The organism is Synechococcus sp. H55.9 (assembly GCF_047462355.1).
Taxonomy (GTDB): domain Bacteria; phylum Cyanobacteriota; class Cyanobacteriia; order Thermostichales; family Thermostichaceae; genus Thermostichus.
In genome coordinates, this window is record NZ_JANSJB010000013.1 from 20,756 (window position 1) to 40,530 (window position 19,775).

22 protein-coding genes are annotated in these 19,775 nt (G+C 61.0%); 12 read left to right on the forward strand and 10 right to left on the reverse strand.

Translation table 11 applies throughout. The annotated features are described in order from the left end of the window. A partial coding sequence (locus NW857_RS03355; protein WP_414333343.1) for a hypothetical protein occupies positions 1–188 on the reverse strand: 188 nt, incomplete at its 3' end. Between the two features lie 635 nt (positions 189–823). Between NW857_RS03355 and NW857_RS03360 the strand changes: the two genes are divergently transcribed. The 3 genes from NW857_RS03360 to NW857_RS03370 all read left to right on the forward strand — a co-directional run bounded on the left by NW857_RS03360 (position 824) and on the right by NW857_RS03370 (position 3,409). Further along, positions 824–1,564 carry a Tic22 family protein gene (locus tag NW857_RS03360; RefSeq protein WP_414341532.1) on the forward strand — a complete coding sequence of 247 codons (741 nt, stop codon included), beginning with the start codon at positions 824–826 and terminating at the stop codon, positions 1,562–1,564. A gap of 35 nt (positions 1,565–1,599) precedes the next feature. Then, positions 1,600–2,487: a peptide chain release factor N(5)-glutamine methyltransferase gene (gene prmC, locus NW857_RS03365; protein WP_414347389.1), complete on the forward strand. Its 888-nt coding sequence runs from the start codon at positions 1,600–1,602 to the stop codon at positions 2,485–2,487. 145 nt (positions 2,488–2,632) lie between these two features. Then, the gene (locus tag NW857_RS03370; RefSeq protein ID WP_414333337.1) at positions 2,633–3,409 is read left to right on the forward strand and encodes a sensor histidine kinase; all 777 of its coding nucleotides are present in this window, start codon (positions 2,633–2,635) and stop codon (positions 3,407–3,409) included. Between the two features lie 16 nt (positions 3,410–3,425). On the opposite strand, the gene NW857_RS03375 is transcribed toward NW857_RS03370, so the two are convergent. Continuing rightward, the gene (locus tag NW857_RS03375) at positions 3,426–3,854 is read right to left on the reverse strand and encodes a YHS domain-containing (seleno)protein (RefSeq protein ID WP_414367935.1); all 429 of its coding nucleotides are present in this window, start codon (positions 3,852–3,854) and stop codon (positions 3,426–3,428) included. 249 nt (positions 3,855–4,103) lie between these two features. Then, the gene (psb27, locus tag NW857_RS03380; protein ID WP_414333333.1) at positions 4,104–4,505 is read right to left on the reverse strand and encodes a photosystem II protein Psb27; all 402 of its coding nucleotides are present in this window, start codon (positions 4,503–4,505) and stop codon (positions 4,104–4,106) included. A 71-nt stretch (positions 4,506–4,576) separates the two neighbouring features. Between psb27 and NW857_RS03385 the strand changes: the two genes are divergently transcribed. Further along, entirely contained in the window at positions 4,577–5,317 is a 741-nt protein-coding gene (locus NW857_RS03385; RefSeq protein WP_414333331.1) for an NnrU family protein, read from the forward strand. 34 nt (positions 5,318–5,351) lie between these two features. Next, positions 5,352–5,744, forward strand: a complete 393-nt coding sequence (locus tag NW857_RS03390) for a thioredoxin family protein (protein WP_414333329.1) — start codon at positions 5,352–5,354, stop codon at positions 5,742–5,744. On the opposite strand, the gene NW857_RS03395 is transcribed toward NW857_RS03390, so the two are convergent. The 5 genes from NW857_RS03395 to NW857_RS03415 form a co-directional block, all read right to left on the reverse strand. Further along, the gene (locus tag NW857_RS03395; RefSeq protein WP_414333328.1) at positions 5,681–7,267 is read right to left on the reverse strand and encodes a hydantoinase B/oxoprolinase family protein; all 1,587 of its coding nucleotides are present in this window, start codon (positions 7,265–7,267) and stop codon (positions 5,681–5,683) included. The genes NW857_RS03390 and NW857_RS03395 overlap by 64 nt on opposite strands. 5 nt (positions 7,268–7,272) lie before the next feature. Further along, complete coding sequence (locus tag NW857_RS03400; protein ID WP_414367936.1) at positions 7,273–7,509, reverse strand: hypothetical protein; 237 nt, start codon at positions 7,507–7,509, stop codon at positions 7,273–7,275. A 79-nt stretch (positions 7,510–7,588) separates the two neighbouring features. Beyond that, complete coding sequence (locus NW857_RS03405) at positions 7,589–8,110, reverse strand: PDZ domain-containing protein (protein WP_414333325.1); 522 nt, start codon at positions 8,108–8,110, stop codon at positions 7,589–7,591. A 279-nt stretch (positions 8,111–8,389) separates the two neighbouring features. After that, on the reverse strand, positions 8,390–9,340 hold the full coding sequence (gene pip, locus NW857_RS03410; protein WP_414367937.1) for a prolyl aminopeptidase: 951 nt from the start codon (positions 9,338–9,340) through the stop codon (positions 8,390–8,392). Positions 9,341–9,359: 19 nt separating this feature from the next. Then, the gene (locus NW857_RS03415) at positions 9,360–11,567 is read right to left on the reverse strand and encodes a glycoside hydrolase (RefSeq protein WP_414367939.1); all 2,208 of its coding nucleotides are present in this window, start codon (positions 11,565–11,567) and stop codon (positions 9,360–9,362) included. A 175-nt stretch (positions 11,568–11,742) separates the two neighbouring features. Between NW857_RS03415 and NW857_RS03420 the strand changes: the two genes are divergently transcribed. From NW857_RS03420 to NW857_RS03435, 4 genes are all read left to right on the forward strand, one after another. Next, on the forward strand, positions 11,743–12,261 hold the full coding sequence (locus tag NW857_RS03420) for an HNH endonuclease (protein ID WP_414333320.1): 519 nt from the start codon (positions 11,743–11,745) through the stop codon (positions 12,259–12,261). A gap of 118 nt (positions 12,262–12,379) precedes the next feature. Then, entirely contained in the window at positions 12,380–13,078 is a 699-nt protein-coding gene (eda, locus tag NW857_RS03425) for a bifunctional 4-hydroxy-2-oxoglutarate aldolase/2-dehydro-3-deoxy-phosphogluconate aldolase (RefSeq protein WP_414337166.1), read from the forward strand. Positions 13,079–13,103: 25 nt separating this feature from the next. Next, entirely contained in the window at positions 13,104–13,595 is a 492-nt protein-coding gene (ybeY, locus tag NW857_RS03430) for an rRNA maturation RNase YbeY (RefSeq protein WP_414333316.1), read from the forward strand. Further along, positions 13,579–14,118 carry a diacylglycerol kinase family protein gene (locus NW857_RS03435; protein WP_414333314.1) on the forward strand — a complete coding sequence of 180 codons (540 nt, stop codon included), beginning with the start codon at positions 13,579–13,581 and terminating at the stop codon, positions 14,116–14,118. Before ybeY ends, NW857_RS03435 begins: the two co-directional genes overlap by 17 nt. A 21-nt stretch (positions 14,119–14,139) precedes the next feature. Here NW857_RS03435 and thrB read toward each other — a convergent pair whose 3' ends face one another. Then, positions 14,140–15,066 (reverse strand): homoserine kinase, encoded by a 927-nt coding sequence (thrB, locus tag NW857_RS03440; protein WP_414333312.1) that lies wholly within the window; start codon positions 15,064–15,066, stop codon positions 14,140–14,142. A gap of 249 nt (positions 15,067–15,315) precedes the next feature. Here thrB and NW857_RS03445 point away from each other — a divergent pair, with 249 nt between their 5' ends. After that, on the forward strand, positions 15,316–16,530 hold the full coding sequence (locus NW857_RS03445; RefSeq protein ID WP_414333368.1) for an anion transporter: 1,215 nt from the start codon (positions 15,316–15,318) through the stop codon (positions 16,528–16,530). A gap of 86 nt (positions 16,531–16,616) precedes the next feature. Here NW857_RS03445 and NW857_RS03450 read toward each other — a convergent pair whose 3' ends face one another. After that, a complete protein-coding gene (locus NW857_RS03450; RefSeq protein ID WP_414333310.1) occupies positions 16,617–17,096 on the reverse strand; it encodes a hypothetical protein in 480 nt (159 codons plus the stop codon). 280 nt (positions 17,097–17,376) lie between these two features. Between NW857_RS03450 and NW857_RS03455 the strand changes: the two genes are divergently transcribed. Both NW857_RS03455 and NW857_RS03460 read left to right on the forward strand, forming a co-directional pair. Next, a complete protein-coding gene (locus tag NW857_RS03455) occupies positions 17,377–18,513 on the forward strand; it encodes a citrate synthase (protein ID WP_414333309.1) in 1,137 nt (378 codons plus the stop codon). 80 nt (positions 18,514–18,593) lie between these two features. Continuing rightward, a complete protein-coding gene (locus NW857_RS03460) occupies positions 18,594–19,649 on the forward strand; it encodes a permease (RefSeq protein ID WP_414367947.1) in 1,056 nt (351 codons plus the stop codon). Positions 19,650–19,775 lie beyond the last annotated feature (126 nt).

Here is a 19,775-nt window from a genome sequence, read left to right on the forward strand (position 1 = left end):
GAGGCCAGCAGCACATTCAGGATGCCGGTGAGGATGGCGCTGAACAAGGCCAGCGTGATGTAGCGCCCAACAGCCGGGTTTGAGCCCAAAAGCCGATCGGAAGCGCTGATGGTGAAAAACAAAGACCAGGCCTGCGTGGCGTTGATGGTCTCAAATTGGTTGAATTCAGGGGTAAAGATCTTAGCCATGGTTTAATGCTCCTCGGAAGCATGCGTTTGTCCCCCCACCTTAACAAAAGTTAACAGTAGCTGCCACGTTCGCGCGGCTACATCAGAGCCCTGATGCACAAGGCTGGGGTAGGCTGCCTGTTGTGGAAAAGCTGAGCATACAATTATCAGCTCGATCTGAACCGATCTGCTGTTGGGTAGATCTGCATCTAGCGTGGGTCGATTTTATGCGACTCCGTATATAGTATTGAGTGATGCGGGATCCCCACCCCAAATAGGGGCTTTGCCCCTCGACAGGAGTCGAGCAGATGTTCTAACCTTGGCTTCTAGGGTGGCCCAAGAGCGCTCTTTGAGGTCAGTGAGCCGGGGTGTTGTCAGCGACGGCCAGCCGCGAGTCGATGCCGAGGGTGTGCCGCATCGCTAGCCTAGCCCTGTCGAGCAGGTTCAATCCGGGTGGCTTCTGCCTTGCCCGATCTGTTGGTTAGTACTTGAGGGATCTAGCCCTATAGCAACCAGAACAAGGCGCGATGCCGGGAGTGGAGATGAGAATGATGCGCTGTAACGTAGTGTCGCCTGCCCGATCCCTCTGCTGCTGTGTAGCTCGGGTGAGCAGTATAGCCGGGATCCTGATCGGGACAGCGTGGGCGAGCTTGGCCATGACTCCCGCTTGGGCTCAGGGGAGTGCTCCACCGGCTCAGGCAACCGCAGGCCCCATGAGCCGGCAAGAGGTGGCAGAGCGGCTGAGCCTGGTGCCTGTTTTTGCGGTTGTGTCTCAGAACGGCACACCTGTTGTTGCCAATGTGGAGCGAGATGGCCGCACCATTCAAGTGGTCTCCTTCTGGCTGGATCAAGCCCAGGCCCAAAAAATGTTGGAGCAGGTGAAAGCCAGCAACCCCGAGATAGCCAGCCAAGCCCAGGTGGTGCCTCTCTCGCTGGGGTATGCCTACGAAAAATCGGAAGAGGAGCGCGCCAAAAATAGCGATCTGTACTTCGAGGTGGTGCCGCGGCCTGCTGATGTGGAGGCAGCCAAGCAGGTACTGAAAGAAACCAGCAAAGATGTGCCTCCAGAAGCGATCGGCGTGCCTCTGTTCTATGGCCGCTCCGGAGAGGGGCTGCTGACCATCGAGCAGGATGGTCAGGAGGTGGTGCCCTTCTTCTTCGACCGCAACGATCTGCAGCGAGCTTTGGATCGGGCGGCAGCCCAGAACCCGGATGTGGTTGGAAAAACCCAGATTGAGGTCACCTCCCTGGCCATTGTGGTGGAGCGCATGCTGGCTCCCGATGCCCAGGCCGATGTGCAGAAGATCGCCTTTATCCCTTCCCGCTCGGCGCTGGAATACATCCAATCGTTGGCTCGGCCTGCCAACCCTTCTGCCAGTCCCCAGCCTCAGCGTTAACCCAACCCCCAGTCATGCTGGCAGAACGGAATCCTTTGAGATCCCCCTCGACTCTGCTGAGGCGATTGCTGGAGTGGCGTGCCCAGGCCCTGAGGGCGGCAAAAGCGGCTGGGATCCCTGCCGAGGAGGTGGAGATTCTGCTCAAGGAACGGCTGGGGTGGGGGCCGTTGGAGCGGCTGCTGGGTCGCGCTCCGGCTGGGGCGGGGGAACTCCTGGAGGAGGTAGAGGCCCTTTGGCAGCAAAGGGTGGAAAAGCGCGTCCCTCTGCAGTATCTGTTGGGCAAAGTGGAATGGGCCGGCTTGAGCCTACGGGTGACCCCGGCGGTGCTGATCCCACGTCCGGAGACCGAGCTGCTGGTGGAGCAGGCTTCCCTCTGGTTACAAGCTAATCCTCTGCCGCCCGCATCCTGCTTGGCCGACCTGGGCACCGGCAGCGGGGCCATTGCCATCGCTTTGGCCCAGCGACATCCCCAGTTGCAGCTTCTGGCGGTGGATTCGAGCCCGCAAGCCCTAGCCGTTGCGGCGGACAACGTGGCGGCCCACCATTTGCAGGAGCGGGTGCAGTTGCTGCTGGGATCCTGGTTTGTGCCCTTGGATCCCTGGCGGGGGCGGCTGCGCGGCCTGGTTTCCAACCCGCCCTACATCCCCACCGGGGAGCTGGCCCATCTCATGCCCGAGGTGCGGCTGCACGAGCCGCGACAGGCCCTCGATGGCGGGGAAGATGGGCTGGCCCACTTGCGGCTGTTGATTCAAAGGGCACCGGACTACCTGGCCCCCAACTCCTTTTGGGCGGTAGAAGTGATGCGAGGACAAGCCCCTTGGGTGGCGGAGCAATTGCGAGAGAGGGACTGTTATCGGCAGATCCAAGTTCACCGCGATCTGGCGGGGATTGAGCGGGTGGTCAGCGCCCACTTCGTCGGGTAGAAAAGGGTAGGATCCCCATGGAGTGGGGTATCTCCAGAGCCTGCTCGCGTCAGGGGGACGTAGTCCTTACTGTGCAAAGCTTAAAGATCCGAACCCAAGGATCTGAACCTCGACGGGATCCCCTGTCCTTCGTCCGGAGCACCTTTTGAGGAAACCCGCAGCCAAACCCGATCCAGCTTCCCAGCCGGCGGCCCCTGCCGACAGGCAAGAGGCCGTAGATTGGCAATTTGCTTTTGAACGCTCTGAGGTGATGCGAGCCTTTCAGCAAGAGTTGCTCGTCAGCATTGGCCACGAGCTGCGCAACCCCCTCAGCAGCCAGATGGGATCCCTGCAGTTGGTGTTGTCGGATCTGTGCGATTCCCCGGAGGAGGAGCGGGAATACATTCAAAGTGCCAAAGAGTCCGTAGAGCGCTTGATTAAGCTGCTCGAGGAATACACCCGCCTGGCTCGCCACGATCTGCCCATTCAACCCCTGCAACCGGAGCCGACCCAACTCCGCCCCCTGCTGCAAGATGTGTACAGCCTAACTCGCCTACAGGCCCAGGATCAGGGCATTCGCTACGAGTGGCCGATCCTACAACCACCTTCTGTTTCTGAACCGTCCGCCCTCCCGGACAGCCTTATGGTTTGGGCGGATCCCCACGGTTTGGTGCAGGCTCTGCTGGGGGTGTGTCGCTGGGGCATCCGTGCCCTGCGCTATGGTTCGATGGCTCTGCACCTCTATCCCATCGCAGCAGCGGAGGGGCACCTGTGTCTAGAGTGGAACCTGGAGGGACGGTGCCATGTGCCCGTTGAAACAAAGGGCAGTGCTACTTGGCGGGTGAGCGAGCGGCTCCTGAGAGAAATGGGGGGCGATCTGGAGCTTGGCGAAAGCGGCCTCCACCGGGTTGTCATCAAGGTAACCCTGCGCCTCATCCAGTGATCCCAGACAGGTAGGCTCAGCGGCTGCGCAGCCCCGGCCAATTGGCATCTGCCTTCTCGATCAACCCGGGAATGTCCCGCTCCCAGTTGCGCTGTACCCGCCGGTTGGCATTCAAGTACAGCTTGTCATCGACAATTTTCCAGGCAAAGGGATCCACCGGGTAAAGGTAGTTGTGGGCCACGGCCCAAGCACAAAACCCGCCGTACTGGGGGGCAAAGCGCTCCGGGTTGCTGCGAAACCGCTCCCGATTGTCAGCAGTGGCAAACCGCCAGGTCACCCCTCCCCACTCCCATTCATAGGCTGGGGATCCCTCGACCGGCTTGCCATCGATAAAGTAGGCCACCGGGTCATAGCCGCGCAGGGCCAGGCCATCCACCGCAAAAAAAGGGCCCGGGGATCCCTCCTCGGCAGCTCCAGCCACCTGTCCTTGGGCTGGAAGGGACAAGAGCGAAGCTGAATAAAAAGCAATAACCCCACCCCCAACCATCAGCGGCAACGAGAGCAGGATCCAACGACCTGTGCCCATAACAACCTCCCAAATCCTGAGAAAATGCCCTTTGCCTCGAGAGAGCGGCGCCTTCCTCCTCAGGTTTGGAAGAACGCCGGCGATGACCTCGACTTTTGCGAGCTGGCAACAGCTTGGCTGCGCCGGGGGAAATTTGCCTGTGATTTGGATCTGGGAGATCCCAAAAGTTCAACCTTCCCGGCGCAAGGCCAACTCCGCCCGATCCAGTTGCATCAGCACCCGCTCCACCTTCTCCGGGTTGAGAGGTCGGTTGGAGGTGCGGTACTGGGAGGCCAGCGTATTAAACACGGTGCGCAGGGTGGTGAAAGACTGGAGCTTGTCGTAGCGTTGGCCGTGGTAGCGTCCTGCGAATTCTTGCATAGCCTCCATCGCTTCCGCCCGCGCCTCTGCCGGGTTCATCACGGGATCCGCTTCCGAAAGGACGGTGCGCAGGGTTTGGATCAGGGTCATGCTGTCTTCGTAGTACTTGCCGGTAAGACGGGCCGCCTGAGCGCTTGCGGTCGTCCAGCCCAGCACCAGGATGACCGAGAGGAGCAGGCCGACAAGGCGTAGAAAAAAAGTTTTCAGCATGGGAAGCTTGCCTTATGTAACTTATCTTTAAGCATAAGTCACGGCGACGCCCCAGAGGAGCTCTTGAAAAGATGCTGTTCCCACTCTTTAGCCACTTACCGCCCGAGCTGGCCCCCTACCGATCCCACGCGATCATGTTGGCCATGATTCTAGGATTTGCCTGTGCTCACAGTGGGCTGGCCTACTTGCGGCCTTGGGGGGAAGCTTGGCTGGGATCCCGTTTGTACCGCCTTCTTTTTGCGCTGGTCAGCCTCAGCTTGGCGCCGCTGTTGCTGATCTACTTTTTTAACCATCGCTACGACGGGGTGATCCTCTGGGATCTCCATGCTGTCCCCGGCATCCACACCACCGTTGTTCTTTTGTCAGCGCTCTCGTTTTTCTTTTTGTATCCGGCTACCTTCAATTTGCTGGAGATCGCCGCCATTCAGAAGCCGGAGATCCACCTGTTTGAGACCGGGATCATCCGCATCACCCGCCACCCCCAAATGGTGGGCCAGGTGATCTGGTGTGTGGCCCATTCCCTTTGGATTGGCTCCAGTTTTATGCTGGTCACCTCCCTGGGGCTGGTGGCCTATCACCTGTTCGCCGTCTGGCACGGGGATCACCGTCTGGAGCGGAAATACGGCCAGGCCTTCCGCGATCTCAAGGCCCGTACTTCTGTGATCCCCGGCTTGGCCATTCTGCAGCGGCGACAACACCTGCAACCGCGAGAGTTTCTGCGCTGGGCCTACCTAGGGGTGTTCAGCTTTGTAGTGATTCTTTATGCTTTCCATCCGCAAATGGTTTCTGCAGCCAGCCAAATTGCCTGGTAGCATGATCCCAAACAACTTCTTTAGTCTGGGAGTGATGAACTTGCAAGTTGCTTTAGATGCTTTTAATCAAGAACTTTTGACAAGTGACGGGTTGGTGTTGGTGGATTTTGGCGCCCCTTGGTGTGGCCTGTGTCGGTTCATTCAGCCGATTACCGACCGTCTCGCAGCAGAGTGGGGCGGCGCAGTTAAGGTGCTGCGGGTGAATGTGGACGACAATTTTTGGCTGCCGCGCCGCTATCGGGTGCGCTCGCTGCCGACCTTAATTTTGTTTGAGAAAGGTCAAGAAGTGCATAGGTTAGAGCACTTTGCCAGCCGTGATGAGGTGATCCGGCGCTGCGAGCAGTTGTTTCTCGCCCACCTGCGCTATGTGGGTTCGGGTGCCTGCTCCTCCTCGCTTGACCCCCAAGCCCCGCCGCCAGGGGTGTAGAGGGTGAGCACATCGCCGGCTTTCAGGGATCGGCTGGTTTTGCTGGGCAAGGGATCCCCGTTGACGAGGTTGATCCCCACCTGGCCAGGCTCGCCGCCTTCTTCCCCTTGGGGGGCATGGTGGCGCCGGTCGGTGAGCAGGGAGAGGGTGCAATCTTGCAAGGTCTGGAGGGAGCGGATCAGCCCCCAGCCGCCCCGCTGGCGGCCATGGCCGCCGGAATCTGGGCGTAGCTCGTAGCGCAGCACCCGCAGGGGATACTCCAGCTCCAGAGCTTCGATGGGGGTGTTGAGGGTATTGCTCATGCCCACGTGGACGCCGTCCAGGCCCGGTCGCTGCCGGCTGGCTCCTTGGCCGCCCCCCAGGGTTTCGTAGTAGGTGAAGTGGCGGTTGCCGAGCACACAGTTGTTCATGGTGCCCTGCCCCTGGGCAATGGCACGGGATCCGGCCACCGGGGCTAGGGCTTTGAACACCACATCGGCAATGCGCTGCGAGGTTTCCACGTTGCCCGCCACCACCGCCGCCGGAAATTGGGCGTTCACCAGGCAGCCGGGCGGGGCTACGATCTCGATGGGATCCTCCAGGCCGACATTGCTGGGCGCCGTGGGATCCAACAGGCAGCGCAGGGCAAAGAGCACCGCCGAGCGGGTCACAGCCAAAGGCGCGTTCAGGTTCCCCGCGGTGGCCGGGGCTGTGCCGGCAAAGTCCACCCGTAGCCTCTCCCCCCTTACCTCAATCTGCACCTGGATGCGGAGCGGCTCGGGCGGATCCCCGTAGCCCTCCAGGTAGTCGCAGGCGGTGTAGATCCCAGCGGGCAGAGCGCGGATCTGGGCCTGCATCCGCCGCCGGCTGTAGGCGATCACCCCGGCGATCAACTGCCAGGCCTCTTCTTCTCCAAAGCGGGCCAGCAGCTCGCGAAACCGGCTCACCCCCACGGCGCTGGCCCCCACCTGGGCCTGCAAATCCCCCCGCCGCTGCTCAGGGTTGCGCACATTGGCCAGGATCAGGCGCAGCAGATCGCCCTGCCAGCACAGCTCCCCCGTCAGGGTCATTTGGGCCAGCCGCAGCGGCGGGATCACCAGCCCTTCCTGCCAGATTTCCGTAGAGTCGGCCGGCATGGAGCCGGGGCGCATCCCCCCAATATCGGCGTGGTGGGCGCGGTTCACCGCGTAGGCGCAGACTTGTTCTGGATCCCCCAGGCCGGGGATGGCCGTAACCACCGTGATATCCGGCAGATGGGATCCCCCCTGGTAGGGATCGTTGAGGACGAACACATCGCCGGGCCGCGGGCCGGCTGCCACCACCGCCCGCACCGCTTCCGCGAGGGCGCCCAGGTGCACCGGAATGTGGGCCGCCTGGGCAATACAGTCTCCCCGAGCGTCGAACAGGGCCGTCGAGCAATCCCGCCGTTCCTTGATGTTGGCCGAGTAAGAACCGCGGATGAGGCGCGCCCCCATCTCCTCGGCGATCCCCGCCAGCGCATTGGCCATCACCTGCAACCGGATGGGATGGGAGACGCTATCCATGCTCCTCACAGCCTGCGCCCCAGCCAAACAGCCACCCTGCGGATCCCTTGCCAAAACTGGAGACGCCGCTGCCAGCGGTCGAGGGTATGGCGATTCTCCTGCAGCCGATCCCGTAGGCGCAGCAACTCAGCCGGCGTGGGAGCCAAAGCCCGCTCAGCCGCCTCCCGCCAGTCGGCCATGGCCCGCTCCGTAACCCAGAGCGCCGACCGCAGGCTCAAAAGGACAGGAACGAGGGCGAGCAAAGCCAGAAACAGCAGCCCGTTAAGGCCGCAAACCGCCCAGACCGCCCATCCTGAACTCCAATCTGCATTCACTGGAAGCTTACTGCTGCTGCAGCATCAAGGGGCGCAACACACGGCCATCGCCGACCACCACCACCGTGGACAACACCTGTCCGCCGCGCCGGAAGGTAATGGGTACCCGCTGGCCCACCGGGGTGTTTTGGATAATTTGCTGGACGTGCTGCACCGAGGTGACCCGCTGCCCGTCCACCCCAATCAAAATATCTCCCTGGGCCAGACCCGCTTGTTGAGCCGGGCCATCCTGGAGCAGACCAACCACCTGCACCCCTTGGATTTGAGGCGCGGGGCCAAACAGGCGACGACTGACGGCACCTTGAGCTGGCTGTCCATCCACCGTTTCGATGGCAACCCCGATAAAACCGTTGCCTAGGACAGCAGGCGACACCTGAGCCCCGAAACTGTCAACCTGAACCGTGGGGCTGTAGAAGTTGTAAGCTTCACCCCCAACCGAGTCACAGGGGTAAGCCACAACGGCATCTGCCAGCAAGAGGGAAGCAGGCAGGGCGAGGGCAAGCTTAGACAGATGAGTTATTTTCTGCATGGTTCGACCCTGGAAACGGCGAAGTAAAGACAAGTTTGCTTTGACAAGACGCTGGAGTGGAGGAACCAGCCCAAGATCAATTAACAACAATCAGAAGGAGCCAGTGGCGGAAGCCATCGACCAGGCAGCCTGCACCGCTCTTCCCTCAGTGATAAACCCAAAATCGCCGACTGTCGATAGGCTTGGCCGTGCTCCGGGGCTGGATCCCAAGGTTTTGCCGGCATTCCTGTAGCAATTCTTCAAGGTCTTGGGATCCCCAACCCAGGCTATCTCAGCGGCTCACAGACTGGCGCAGCGATCCGTGGCCTGCAGCAGGGCGGTGCGGATCCCGGGCTCGGTGATGGAATGGCCGGCATCGGGAATGAGGTGAAACTCCGCCTCTGGCCAGGCCTGGTGCAGCTCCCAGGCGGAAATGGGCGGGCAGACCACGTCGTAGCGTCCCTGGACGATCACAGCCGGCAGATGGCGCAGGCGCTCCACCCCCCTAAGGAGCTGGTCTTCAGGATCCAAAAAACCCCCATGGACGAAGTAGTGGCACTCGATGCGGGCAAAGGCCTCGGCAAAGGTCTCCTGGCCAAAGCGCTCGATGAGCTCAGGGCTGGGGATCAACTTGCTGGTGCTGGCCTCCCAGATGGCCCAGGCGCGGGCCGCTCTCAGCCGCACCTGGGGATCCGGGTCGTTGAGGCGGCGGTGGTAGGCTGCCAGCAGGTCATCCCGCTCTTCGGGAGGGATGGGCTCCAGGTAATGTTCCCAAGCATCGGGGAACAGGTGGCTGGCCCCCGACTGGTAAAACCAGCGGATCTCAAAAGGGCGTAGCAGGAAAATGCCCCGCAAGATAAACCCCAGGCAGGAGTGGGGGTGGGTTTGCCCATAGGCCAAGGCAAGGGCGCTGCCCCAACTGCCCCCAAACACCCACCAGCGCTCAATGCCCAGGTGTTGGCGCAGCTTCTCGATATCGGCCACCAGATCCCAGGTGGTGTTCTCCCGCAGCTCGGCGTAGGGGCGGCTCTTGCCGCAACCACGTTGATCGAACAGCACCACCCGCCAGCGGCTGGGATCAAAGTACTGCCGGTAGAGGGGATCGATCCCACCCCCTGGCCCCCCATGCAAAAACACCACCGCCTTGCCCGCCGGGTTGCCGCACTGCTCGTAGTAGAGGGTGTGCAGGGAAGAGACGGGGAGAAAGCCGTGATCGTAGGGCTCGATGGGCGGGTAGAGATCGCGCGCCATAACTTAAATTCTCAAATTCTCAAGGTCTCCGCAGGGCGATGGTGGCCTTGGGGGGGATCCCTTCTTGGAAGGTCTCGCCATCGGCGGCCACGATGATAAATTGCAGCTCCTGCCCCGGCTGGGCGCCCAAATTGCTCCAGGGAATGGCCACCTCCAAACAGGCATCCACCACCGCCTTCACCTGATGGTTGATGGGCTGCCAGCTATGGTACTCCCCTGCCTGCAAGAGCTGAGCCTCGACGGGTGCGGGATGCTGGCCGGTGCCAGGCGGCGGCAGCGACAGCTTCAACAGGTGGCGGTAGAGATAGTTGAGGGGGGCTTCTGCCGGCAACCCCTGCAGGGGAATGGGGCTGTTGACGGTAACGCGGTTGGGATAAAACCACAGCACCTGCAATTGCTTGGGCCGCTGCACCACCGAGTTAAAATCCAGCCGCAGATAGAGGTTGAAGTGATCGAACCCGTACCAGAGGCGGCGGACGACGCTGTTGCGGTGCATGGTTCCTCGGGCTGCGCCGATCTCCACCCGCCCGGCCTGGCTCCACTCCCGTTCGGCGGGGCGACCGTTGATGGTGGGATGGATAAACCCCTGCGGCAGGCGATCCCCCAGCCCGTCGTGATCCTCGAGGGGAAACTGCAGCGCCGCCGGCACCGCCTCTCCCAAAGCGGTGTAGAGGGCCTGCAGATGTTCCCGAAACAACTGGTCGAAAACGGCATCGTGGGCGGAAGAGTGGCCCGCCCCAAACCACCAGAACCAATCGGATCCCTCAGCGGCCCAGAGGGCTTCCCAGGCCTGGGGGGTGGCGTGAGGGTGATCCTGGATCACCTGGCGGGCTTGGGCAAGGAGCTCCCAGGCGCGGTTTTTGACGGGATCCCCAATCCAAGTGGTAAAGTCGGCCTCAATCCAGGAGCCGCTGTGCAATTGTTCGGCTGGCAGAAACTCCGTGGGGGGAAACTGATCCAAAAACTCCGACACCTTCACCAAGCGCAACGCCGGGTGCTGGCTGAGGCGGGCATAGAGGTTTTCCAGGAAGGGGCGGCCATCTTGGGGGTAGTACTCCCAGCAATTTTCCCCATCCAGGGCAATGGTGACCAGCCAGGGCTGGTCTTGGGGTAGGCGGTTGCGGATGCTCTCCAGGTGGCCGATGAGATCTTTGGCGGCAGCGTCGGCAGGCATGGCGCTGTAGCTAAAGCCAATGAGATCGGAAAGGCGGTGATCCCGAAAGATGATGGCCAAATCCCCTGCCTCGCTCTCCAGACGGTAGGGGCGGTAGAGCTTTTCCGGCTCGAGGATATGGCCCTGCCCGTCGCGATGAAAGGGTTGGCCCAAGCTCCAGCCCAGCACTCCCTCGTCGGAGATGATCCAATCAAAGCCTTGTTTCTGGATCAGGGGCACGATGGCGGGGCTGACCGCCTGCTCTGAAGGCCACAGACCCCGCGGATCGCGGCCAAAGCGCTCCCGGTAGATCTGCTTGGCCCGCTCCAGTTGGCTGTGGACATCCTGCTCCCAGTGGAAGGGGTAGCGGGGCAGGGGCAAGCCGGGCCGGGCCACCCGCGCCGAGCGCTCGCTCACCAGCAGGGGCAAGATGGGGTGGGTGTAGGGGCTGGTGGTCAACTCCAGTTGGCCGCTACTTTGCAATTTGGCGTGCTGGGGCAGGATGGCGGCCAGGATCTGCTGTTGCTTGGCGTAGATCCGCTGCCGATCCGCCAGGGTAAAGCCAGAACCCATCTTGATCCAGCTCTCGATCTCAGGATCCTCCTGGAAGAGGGGATCGAACCAGGAGAGGTTGTGCCAGGCCAGCAGGTCGCTGAAGTCTTGGGGCGTCCAGTACTGTAGGCACCAGTTGATCCCTTGCGATTCCCGCTGTTCGTAGAGCTGGCGGTAGCGGGGGTAGGGCTCAATCATGGTGGGGTAATGGCTGTCGAAGAAACGCTCGACAATGAAGCGCCGCTGCTCCGGGGTCAGCTTTTCGACAGGAGATAAAGTCAGCTCCAAATAGGGATCGAAAGCGGAGCCGGCCACGTAGTCTTCGATTTGCACAATGAGAGAGGGCACTAGGTTAACCGTTTGGTGCAGGCGGGGATAGCGCTCCAGCAGCAAAATTAAGTCCAGGTAGTCTTTGATCCCGTGTAGGCGCACCCAAGGCATGCGATATTTACCCGCCAGCGGGCTTTTGTAGAGGGGCTGGTGTTGGTGCCAAACCAGGGCAACATGCAGCGGGTAGGTCATGGGAGGCACGGGATCCGACCATCACCCGGATACTAGCCCATCTGTCCGGCTCCCGATCGTAAGAAACTCTGGAATGTTGAATGGTGGGGCTCCACCTAGATGGTGCCCACTGCGGGAAAACCTTGTCATTCGCCAGATTTCTCAGGACAATGGCGGCAAATGGAAGAGCTAAGTCATGACTGCTGCTACCCACGTCCTGGAACAGTCGATTGTTGTCTTTTCCCAAAACTACTTGCCCATTAGCCGGGTCAACATTAGGCGGGCGATTGTGCTGCTGCTGACGGGCAAGGCAGAGCCGCTGGCGATGATGGATGTGCCGGTGTGGAAGGTGCGCTCCCCCAGCCAGGTGATCGAGGTGCCCGAACACATCCGCCTGACCATCAAGGGCAAAGAGCGATCCTGGCGGGTGCCCCCTGTTACCCGGCGAGAGGTCTTGCGGCGGGATCACCACACCTGTCAGTACTGCGGCAGCACCCATAACCTGACCCTGGATCATGTCGTACCTCTTTCCCGCGGCGGATCCCACACCTGGGACAATGTGGTGACCGCCTGCGAACGCTGCAACCAGCGCAAGGGCAACCGCACTCCTGAAGAGGCCAATATGCCCCTCCTCAGCAAACCCCGTGCCCCCATCCACCCAACAGTGGCTTTTGCGGAGCAATTTTGGCGTGAGCACCAAAGCCGGCAAGAGTGACCTCCGCCCATCGCCAAGGCGGTACGCTCGCTGTTGGGCTTTTCCGGTCATTGCCAACGATGGGATCTTGCCACCGGTTCCCCGACAGCCCTTCCAATGAGAGGGTACTTTCCCACAGATGGTATTCGAGGGTTCTGAACGCGGCTTTGGAGACTGGCTACTCCATTTGTGGCAGCAGCCCCTGATCGCGGTGATCCGCCTCTGTAGCAGCCCAGACCAGGCTCTCCAGGGATCCACTCTGGCCATCCGGGCCGGGATCCGCCACATCGAGATCACCCCGCACGTTCCCCGCTATCTGGAGTTGATTGCCCAACTGCGGCAAGACCACCCGCAGTGTTGGATAGGGGTGGGCACCGTCTCCCATCGACAGATGGCGGAGCAGGCTTGGCAGGCGGGGGCCCAATTTTGCGTTTGCCCTTTTACGGACGAGAGCATTATCCGTTGGGGCCGGGAAGTGGGACTGCCCGTCGTGCCCGGTGCCCTTACCCCCAGCGAGATCTGGAAGGCATGGCAGGCGGGGGCAACGGCGGTCAAAGTGTTTCCGGCGGAGAGCATGGGGGGATCCCGCTACCTGCGTCATCTGCGACCGGTGCTGGGATCCCTGCCGTTGATCCCCACTGGGGGGGTGACCTTGGCCAAGGCAGCGGAATATCTGCAAGCAGGGGCCTGGGCGGTCGCCATTGCCGGAGATCTGTTTCCGACAGAGGATTGGGATCCAGACTGCCAAAAGCTGGAAAATCGGCTGCGCCAGGCGCTGCAACAGCTTGCCGAGCAGAGAAACAAAAACTGGCCCAACCTGAGCAAATCGGTAGAATAGGGTGCGTGGTGTGAGGGAGGCCGGCATGGGAGAGTTTCTAGATCTCTACCTGGAATTCCACATTCCAAGCCCGGTTGAAGAAGTCACTTGGCGCCATTGGTTCGAGATCTGGTTGCGGGAGCTGGGGGTACAGGAGCCGTGCGAGCTCAGCCTTTGCCTCACCTCCGATGATCACATTCGCCAGCTCAACCGCGAGTTTCGCCACCTTGACGCGCCCACCGATGTGCTGGCCTTTGCCGCCCAGGAGATGCCCGCCCCCGTCAAGCTGCACGAGATCACGGGGGTGCGCCTGCTGGGGGATATTGTGATTTCGGTGCCCACCGCCCGCTCACAAGCCAAAGCGCAAGGGCATCGGCTCTCGCAGGAGCTGGCCTGGCTGGCCAGCCATGGGTTGCTTCACCTGCTGGGGTGGGATCACCCGGATGAACGTTCTCTCCAGCACATGGTGCAGCAACAGCGACAGTTGCTCGCTGCCATCCAACTGGATGGAGGGGTAAGCCATGGCCAACAGTCCTAGTCGGCTGGCGGCGTTCCGGCGGCGCGTCCATTCCAAGCCCACCGGTATCGCTCCAGCGCCTTCCTCTGAGGTCGATCCCGCAGCCAATGCCGCGCCTTTGGAGGTGGATCCCTGGCGACGCCCCCCCTCTTGGCAGGTGGCCGACAACCTGGGCAAAAGTTTCTACTACGCGGGCAAGGGTTTGGCTTATGCAATCCGCACCCAGCGCAACTTCCGCATTCACATGGCGGTGGCGGCGGTAGCCTTCGGCCTTGGGCTGGGCCTGCGGCTGAGCGCTGCGGCAATGGCCCTGATCAGCCTGACCAGCGGTTTGGTGATGGCGCTGGAGCTGGTGAATACCGCTCTGGAAGCAGTGGTGGATCTCACCCTCGGCAGCAAATATCATCCCTTGGCCGAGATCGCCAAAGATTGCGCCGCGGCAGCGGTGTTGATGGCAGCAGTGGCATCCCTGCTGGTGGCGGCTTGGCTCCTCCTCCCGCCTCTATTGCTGCTGCTGCAGGATGGCTTCCCAGCACCAGCCTGAGGAGCTTGGAGAGAGAGTTTTTTATCCAGCCGGCTGGGAGTGGATCACCACCCGTCCTCCCTGCCGATCCAAGCTGAGCGGTTTGGCTTCTGCTTCAATATCGAGCTGGGCCCAAGCGCTGACCATCGCGGCTCCCACCCGTTCCCGATTTTCGGGGGCGCAGAGGGCCAACAGGGTGGGGCCGGCTCCACTGATCACCACCCCATAGGCCCCGGCAGCTATGGCTGCAGCTTGAACCGTTTTGAACCCGGTGATCAGCTCCATGCGGGCCGGCTGGTGCAGGCGATCCTGCAGGGCCACCCTCAGCCAGTCCACCCGGCCCGACTGCAAGCTGCGAATGAGCAGACCCAGATGGCTGCTGGAAAAAACCGCATCCGCCAAGCTGACGGATTTGGGCAGGATCTCGCGGGCTGCTTGGGTGGAAAGCTTAAAGTTGGGCACCGCAACCACGATGCCAATGCTTTCGTGCCAATCCACCGGACAAAACACCCATTGCCCCTGCTGCCCCTGCACACAGAGCTGACAACTACCCTGCAGGGCGGGCACCACATTGTCTGGATGGCCTTCCAGGGCGATGGCCAGTTGTAGGAGGGTTTCGGGAGCTAGGTTGAGCGACCCGATGGCATTGGCTCCCAACAAGCCGCCGACAATAGCGGTGGCAGAACTGCCCAACCCCCGCGCCAGGGGCACGTTGAGGGTGATTTCGATTTCTACCCCCGGCACGGGCTTACTCAGCAACTCAAAAGCGCGGCAGAAGGCCCGGTACACCAGGTTGTCCTTGCTCTGGCTGATGTGGTCGCTGCCACGGTAGTGGATGCTGAGGCCAGAGGGGATCTCCCGAAATTGGAAGTGGTTGTAGAGCTCTAAGGCTGCACCAATGCAGTCGAACCCCGGCCCCAAATTGGCGGTGGTGGCCGGGACGATCACCTCGACTCGCTCTTTGACCAAGGGGACAGCTCCTCAGTGAACGATGGGCAACTCAAGGTCTACGGGCTCCCATTATCCTATGAACGACGGCCAGATCCCCACGACTACTCAGCCTGACGAGCTTCCGGGCTGTCCTGAAAAGCTTTTTATTCTTGTAACCTATGAGTTGAGTGCTGGGCATAGCGGGCCTGTTTCCACTCCGGCCATTGGCTCAACCCAGCAGGGATCCAAAAAGGAGGGGGCAGAGGCCTGCAGAAACTGTCTTGGTTGGTGTTGGGCTTGAGCTATCTCGGGCTGGGGCTGGGATCCCTGCCCCGGTTGCGCATGAACCGGGCCACGATTGCCCTGGTGGGATCCGCCTTGCTCATTGGCTTGGGGACCTTGTCGCTGCGGCAGGCTTGGGAGGCCATTGACCCCACCACGATCGTGTTTCTCCTGAGCATGATGGTGGTGAATGCCAGCTTGTCCTATGGTGGGGCCTTCCAGTTGGCTTTGCTGGGCCTGATTCGGGTGAGCCGTAGCCCCTTTGGCCTGTTGATCATGCTGGTGTTTGGCAGCGGCTTGCTCTCGGCTTTTTTGCTCAACGATACCCTGGCCCTGGTGTTTACTCCCCTCACTTTGCAGGTCACAACGGTGTTGGGGTTAAACCCGATTCCCTACCTGTTGGGCTTGGCGGCAGCCACCAACCTGGGATCCGTCGCCACCTTGAGCGGCAACCCACAGAACATTTTGATCGGCTCTTTCTCTGGGATCGGCTATCTGGAGTTTGCCGGCAAGATGACGCCCATTGCCGTGGTGGGGCTGCTGCTGGAGGTGGGGCTGCTGTGGCTCTATTACCCCCAGGTGCGCTCCTTGCAACCCTTTGCCCAGGTGCCTTGGCTGCCGCTGCGCCTCTACCCGCCCCTATTGCGCAAGAGCCTGGTGATCGCGGGGGGGCTGTTTGTGGCCTTCATAGCCGGACTTCCCTTGGCCGAATCGGCCTTGGTGGCAGCGGCCCTGTTGCTGATTACCCGCAGGCTGAAGCCGGAGCGATTTCTGGGGCAGGTGGACTGGAATTTGCTGGTGATGTTCTCCGGGCTGTTTATCTTGACGCGGGCAACGCGAGAACTGGTAGCCCTCTGGGGGATGAGCTTGGGGCCTTTGGCAGAGAGGCTGGTGGGATCCCCCCTCGCCCTGTTGATCGGTGTAGCCATTTTATCCAACATCATCTCCAATGTGCCGGCAGTGTTGTTGCTGCAATCCTTGGTTCCCCAACAGGAGACCACCACTTGGCTGTTGCTGGCTGCCGGCTCCACGTTGGCGGGCAATTTAACCCTGTTTGGGGCAGTAGCCAATCTAATCACGGTTGAGGCAGCCGCCAAAAAAGGGTACGTGCTCTCCTTTGGGGAGCATCTGCGCTTGGGTCTGCCCCTGACTCTGCTGACGCTGGGCTTCAGTGGGCTGTGGCTGGGCCAGCCCTTCCTGCCTTCTCCATCGCTCAGGTAACTTCTGCCCAGGGATCCAGCTTGTCGGGATCCCTGGGTGTGATGACTGGTGTTGCCGTCCTTGCGCTGGCACCAGCAGCCTCTCCTTCAGAGCTGTTGGTGGGTGTGGGGGTGCTGCTTGATGTTGTCAGCATCCTTCACTTCCATTGCCGTATTGAGGATCCGTCGCGGCTCGAGGCTGTGGTTGAGCTTAAACGCCCCCCGCTCGGGAGTACAAACTTGGTGCAGGGGGATGTGGCGAAACTGGGGCTTGCTGCGATAGGTGCGGGCCGCCGCTTGCAGCCGCTCCACAAAATCTTCTCCCAGCACCACCCCCGCCGGGAAGACATCGGCGGGCAAAGTCGGGGTCCCGTTGTTCACGATCTCGGCATAGGTTGTGGCGTAGAGGAGACAATAGGAAGTGCTGCGGCCCTCTTGGGCCAGGCAGTCCAAGGCGGCAGCGGGCAACGGCTCGGCCACCAGGACTTCCCGCAGGTGACCGTCCTCATCTCGCTGGAAGCAGGTGGCCACTCCCAGCACCACGTATTCCAGCCCTTGGACGGGGTGAGTTTGCGCCGTATTCGACATCGAGGCCATCTCCAAGCAGGGTTTGCGGTCGAGCGCCCTCGACCAGGGGGTCGTCCTCACAATAGCAACAACTCTTGCCTCGGGCAGCGGGGGCTGTTGCAAGATAGGAAGCGGATCCCAGTCCGATCCAAGCTCTGGGCGAGGTCAGCGGTTGGCTGCAGGGATCCAAAATTTGCTTTACTGTAGCGAAGCGGGGTCAGTGTTGCCTGAGAGAAACAAGGGCTCCAGGCAGCTTTGGCAACCCTCGATTCATCATTTGGGAACTTCCAAGGGTCCGACTATGGCGGATGGCGAATACAAGCCTGGGCTAGAAGGCGTTCCGGCCACGCGCTCTAACATTAGTTTTGTCGATGGCCAGGTAGGGATCCTGGAGTATCGGGGCATTCCCGTTGAGGAACTGACGGCCCACAGCACCTTTTTGGAGACGGCCTATCTGCTGATCTTCGGCAAGCTGCCGACGCAATCCGAGCTGAACAACTTTGACCAGGCCGTCCGCAGCCATCGGCGGGTCAAATACCGCATCCGCGACATGATCAAGTCGTTTCCTGAGTCGGGCCACCCGATGGATGCCCTGCAAACCTGCGTGGCAGGCTTGGGGATGTTCTATCCGGTGCGGGAGGCGGATCCCGACTATGTGTTTGGCACGGTTACCCGTCTGCTCGCCAAGCTGCCGACCATGGTGGCCATGTTTCACCAGATGCGCCAGGGTAACGATCCCATCCCCCCCGACGACAGCCTGGATCATGCCGCCAATTTTCTCTACATGCTCTCCGGCAAGAAGCCGGATCCCTGGCTGGCCCGCATCTTCGATACCTGTCTGATCTTGCACGCCGAACACACGGTCAACGCCTCTACCTTTGCCCTGCTGGTAAGCGCCTCTACCCTGGCCAGCCCCTACAGCAGCCTGGCCACGGCGGTGGGCACCCTTTCGGGGCTGTTGCATGGGGGGGCCAACCAACAGGTGATGAGGCTGTTGCGGCAAATCGGCTCGGTGGAAAATGTGCGCTCGTTTATCGAAGAGAAGCTGGCCAAAAAAGAGCGCATCATGGGCATGGGCCATCGCGTTTACAAGGTGAAGGATCCGCGGGCCACCATTCTGCAGCGGCTGGCCGAGGAGCTGTTCGAGCGCTACGGCCACGACAAGTACTACGACATCGCCCTGGAAGTGGAGCGGGTGTGTGCGGAGCTGCTGGGGCCCAAAGGAATTTACCCCAACGTGGACTTCTACTCGGGGTTGGTCTACGCCAAGCTAGGGATCCCGGAAGATTTGTTTACGCCGGTATTTGCCATTGCCCGGGTGGCGGGTTGGCTGGCCCATTGGCGGGAGCAGTTGTCGGATAATCGGCTCTTCCGACCCACCCAGGTGTACACAGGTGAACGCCAGCAACGCTACATCCCCATCGAGGAGCGGGGTTGAGAGCGGTTTGACAGAGCACTGGGCCGGGATCCAAACTCAATAGAGCCCAAATGCGTGGGTGAGGTGGTGCGTTGAGCCCTTTGGATTCTCCCCTTTGGCGAGACGGGTTCACCCTCTTCTTGAGCATTGTGGTGCAGGCCATGCCGTTTTTGCTCTTGGGGGTGTTTCTCTCCGGGCTGATGGCCGTGTTCGTAGAGGGATCCCAGTTGGCTCGTTTCCTGCCCGAAGGCAAAATCGGCAGCGCGGTGGCCGGCGGTGCTCTGGGGTTCTTCTTCCCGGTGTGCGAATGCGGCAACCTGCCGGTGGCCCGGCAACTGGTGATCAAAGGGATCCCACCCTATGTGGCGGTGGCTTTTTTGTTGGCAGCGCCGGTGTTTAACCCGGTCGTGATCTTCTCCACGTGGATTGCCTTTCGCAGCATGCCGGAGCTGGTGGTCTACCGGGTTCTTTTTTCTTTTGGCATTGCGGTGGCCATCGGCTTGCTCTTCAGCGTGCAAAAAGATCTGGAGCCTTTGTTGCAACCGGCGGTCTGGCGAGAGCTGCAGCGCAACCGCTGCCAAGAGGCAGCTCTGAAAAGCACCTCCTGCTCGCCGTTGTTGCAGGGGGGCACCTTTTGGATTGGATCCCAGGGCCATGCTCAAGGGGCTGCTGGCGGATCCCTGGCCACTCTGCAGACTGCCGAAGAGGTGTATCGGGCAGCGCTGGCCGCTGCCCCTGCTCTCTCTTGGCGGCAAAAGGGATTGTTGCTGCTGCAAACCTGGGCTAGAGAGATTCGCGAGCTGGGATCCGTGCTCATCCTGGGTTCGGCGATGGCGGCCTTTGTGCAGACGGTGATCCCGCGTTCGTTTGTTCTAAATTATGGCCAAGATGAACTGGTCTCGATCCTGATCATGATGGCCCTGGCCGGGATCATTTCTATCTGCTCGACGGTGGATGCCTTTTTTGCCCTCTCCTTTGCCGCCACCTTCACGCCGGGATCCCTGTTGGCCTTTATGGTGTTTGGGCCGATGGTGGACTTGAAGGCCATTGGCTTGATGCTGACTTTGTTCAGGCCCCGCGCCATTTTCTACTTGGTGCTCCTGACTTTTCAGTTCACTTTAGTAGGGGCTTTGGCCATCAATTACTGCGCCAGTTAACTCGCCTGTCCTGCATTTGCTCAACGTAAGGCGCGGGATTCCCCACCCGGGTGGGGAGGGATAGCGCCTCCTGACTGATTCTGGATATATCGCTTCACAATTTCTAGAGGTGCACCGCCGCATGAG

Bases quoted from the DNA above. Each gene is read 5' to 3' on its own strand.
- NW857_RS03435 (WP_414333314.1), top strand. From the start codon at position 13,579: ATGGCCAACAGTCCTAGTCGGCTGGCGGCGTTCCGGCGGCGCGTCCAT.
- NW857_RS03455 (WP_414333309.1), top strand. From the start codon at position 17,377: ATGGCGGATGGCGAATACAAGCCTGGGCTAGAAGGCGTTCCGGCCACG.
- NW857_RS03395 (WP_414333328.1), bottom strand. From the start codon at position 7,267: ATGGATAGCGTCTCCCATCCCATCCGGTTGCAGGTGATGGCCAATGCG.
- ybeY (WP_414333316.1), top strand. From the start codon at position 13,104: ATGGGAGAGTTTCTAGATCTCTACCTGGAATTCCACATTCCAAGCCCG.
- NW857_RS03390 (WP_414333329.1), top strand. From the start codon at position 5,352: ATGAACTTGCAAGTTGCTTTAGATGCTTTTAATCAAGAACTTTTGACA.
- eda (WP_414337166.1), top strand. From the start codon at position 12,380: ATGGTATTCGAGGGTTCTGAACGCGGCTTTGGAGACTGGCTACTCCAT.
- NW857_RS03385 (WP_414333331.1), top strand. From the start codon at position 4,577: ATGCTGTTCCCACTCTTTAGCCACTTACCGCCCGAGCTGGCCCCCTAC.
- NW857_RS03420 (WP_414333320.1), top strand. From the start codon at position 11,743: ATGACTGCTGCTACCCACGTCCTGGAACAGTCGATTGTTGTCTTTTCC.
- NW857_RS03450 (WP_414333310.1), bottom strand. From the start codon at position 17,096: ATGTCGAATACGGCGCAAACTCACCCCGTCCAAGGGCTGGAATACGTG.
- NW857_RS03405 (WP_414333325.1), bottom strand. From the start codon at position 8,110: ATGCAGAAAATAACTCATCTGTCTAAGCTTGCCCTCGCCCTGCCTGCT.
- NW857_RS03415 (WP_414367939.1), bottom strand. From the start codon at position 11,567: ATGACCTACCCGCTGCATGTTGCCCTGGTTTGGCACCAACACCAGCCC.
- psb27 (WP_414333333.1), bottom strand. From the start codon at position 4,505: ATGCTGAAAACTTTTTTTCTACGCCTTGTCGGCCTGCTCCTCTCGGTC.
- pip (WP_414367937.1), bottom strand. From the start codon at position 9,340: ATGGCGCGCGATCTCTACCCGCCCATCGAGCCCTACGATCACGGCTTT.
- NW857_RS03360 (WP_414341532.1), top strand. From the start codon at position 824: ATGACTCCCGCTTGGGCTCAGGGGAGTGCTCCACCGGCTCAGGCAACC.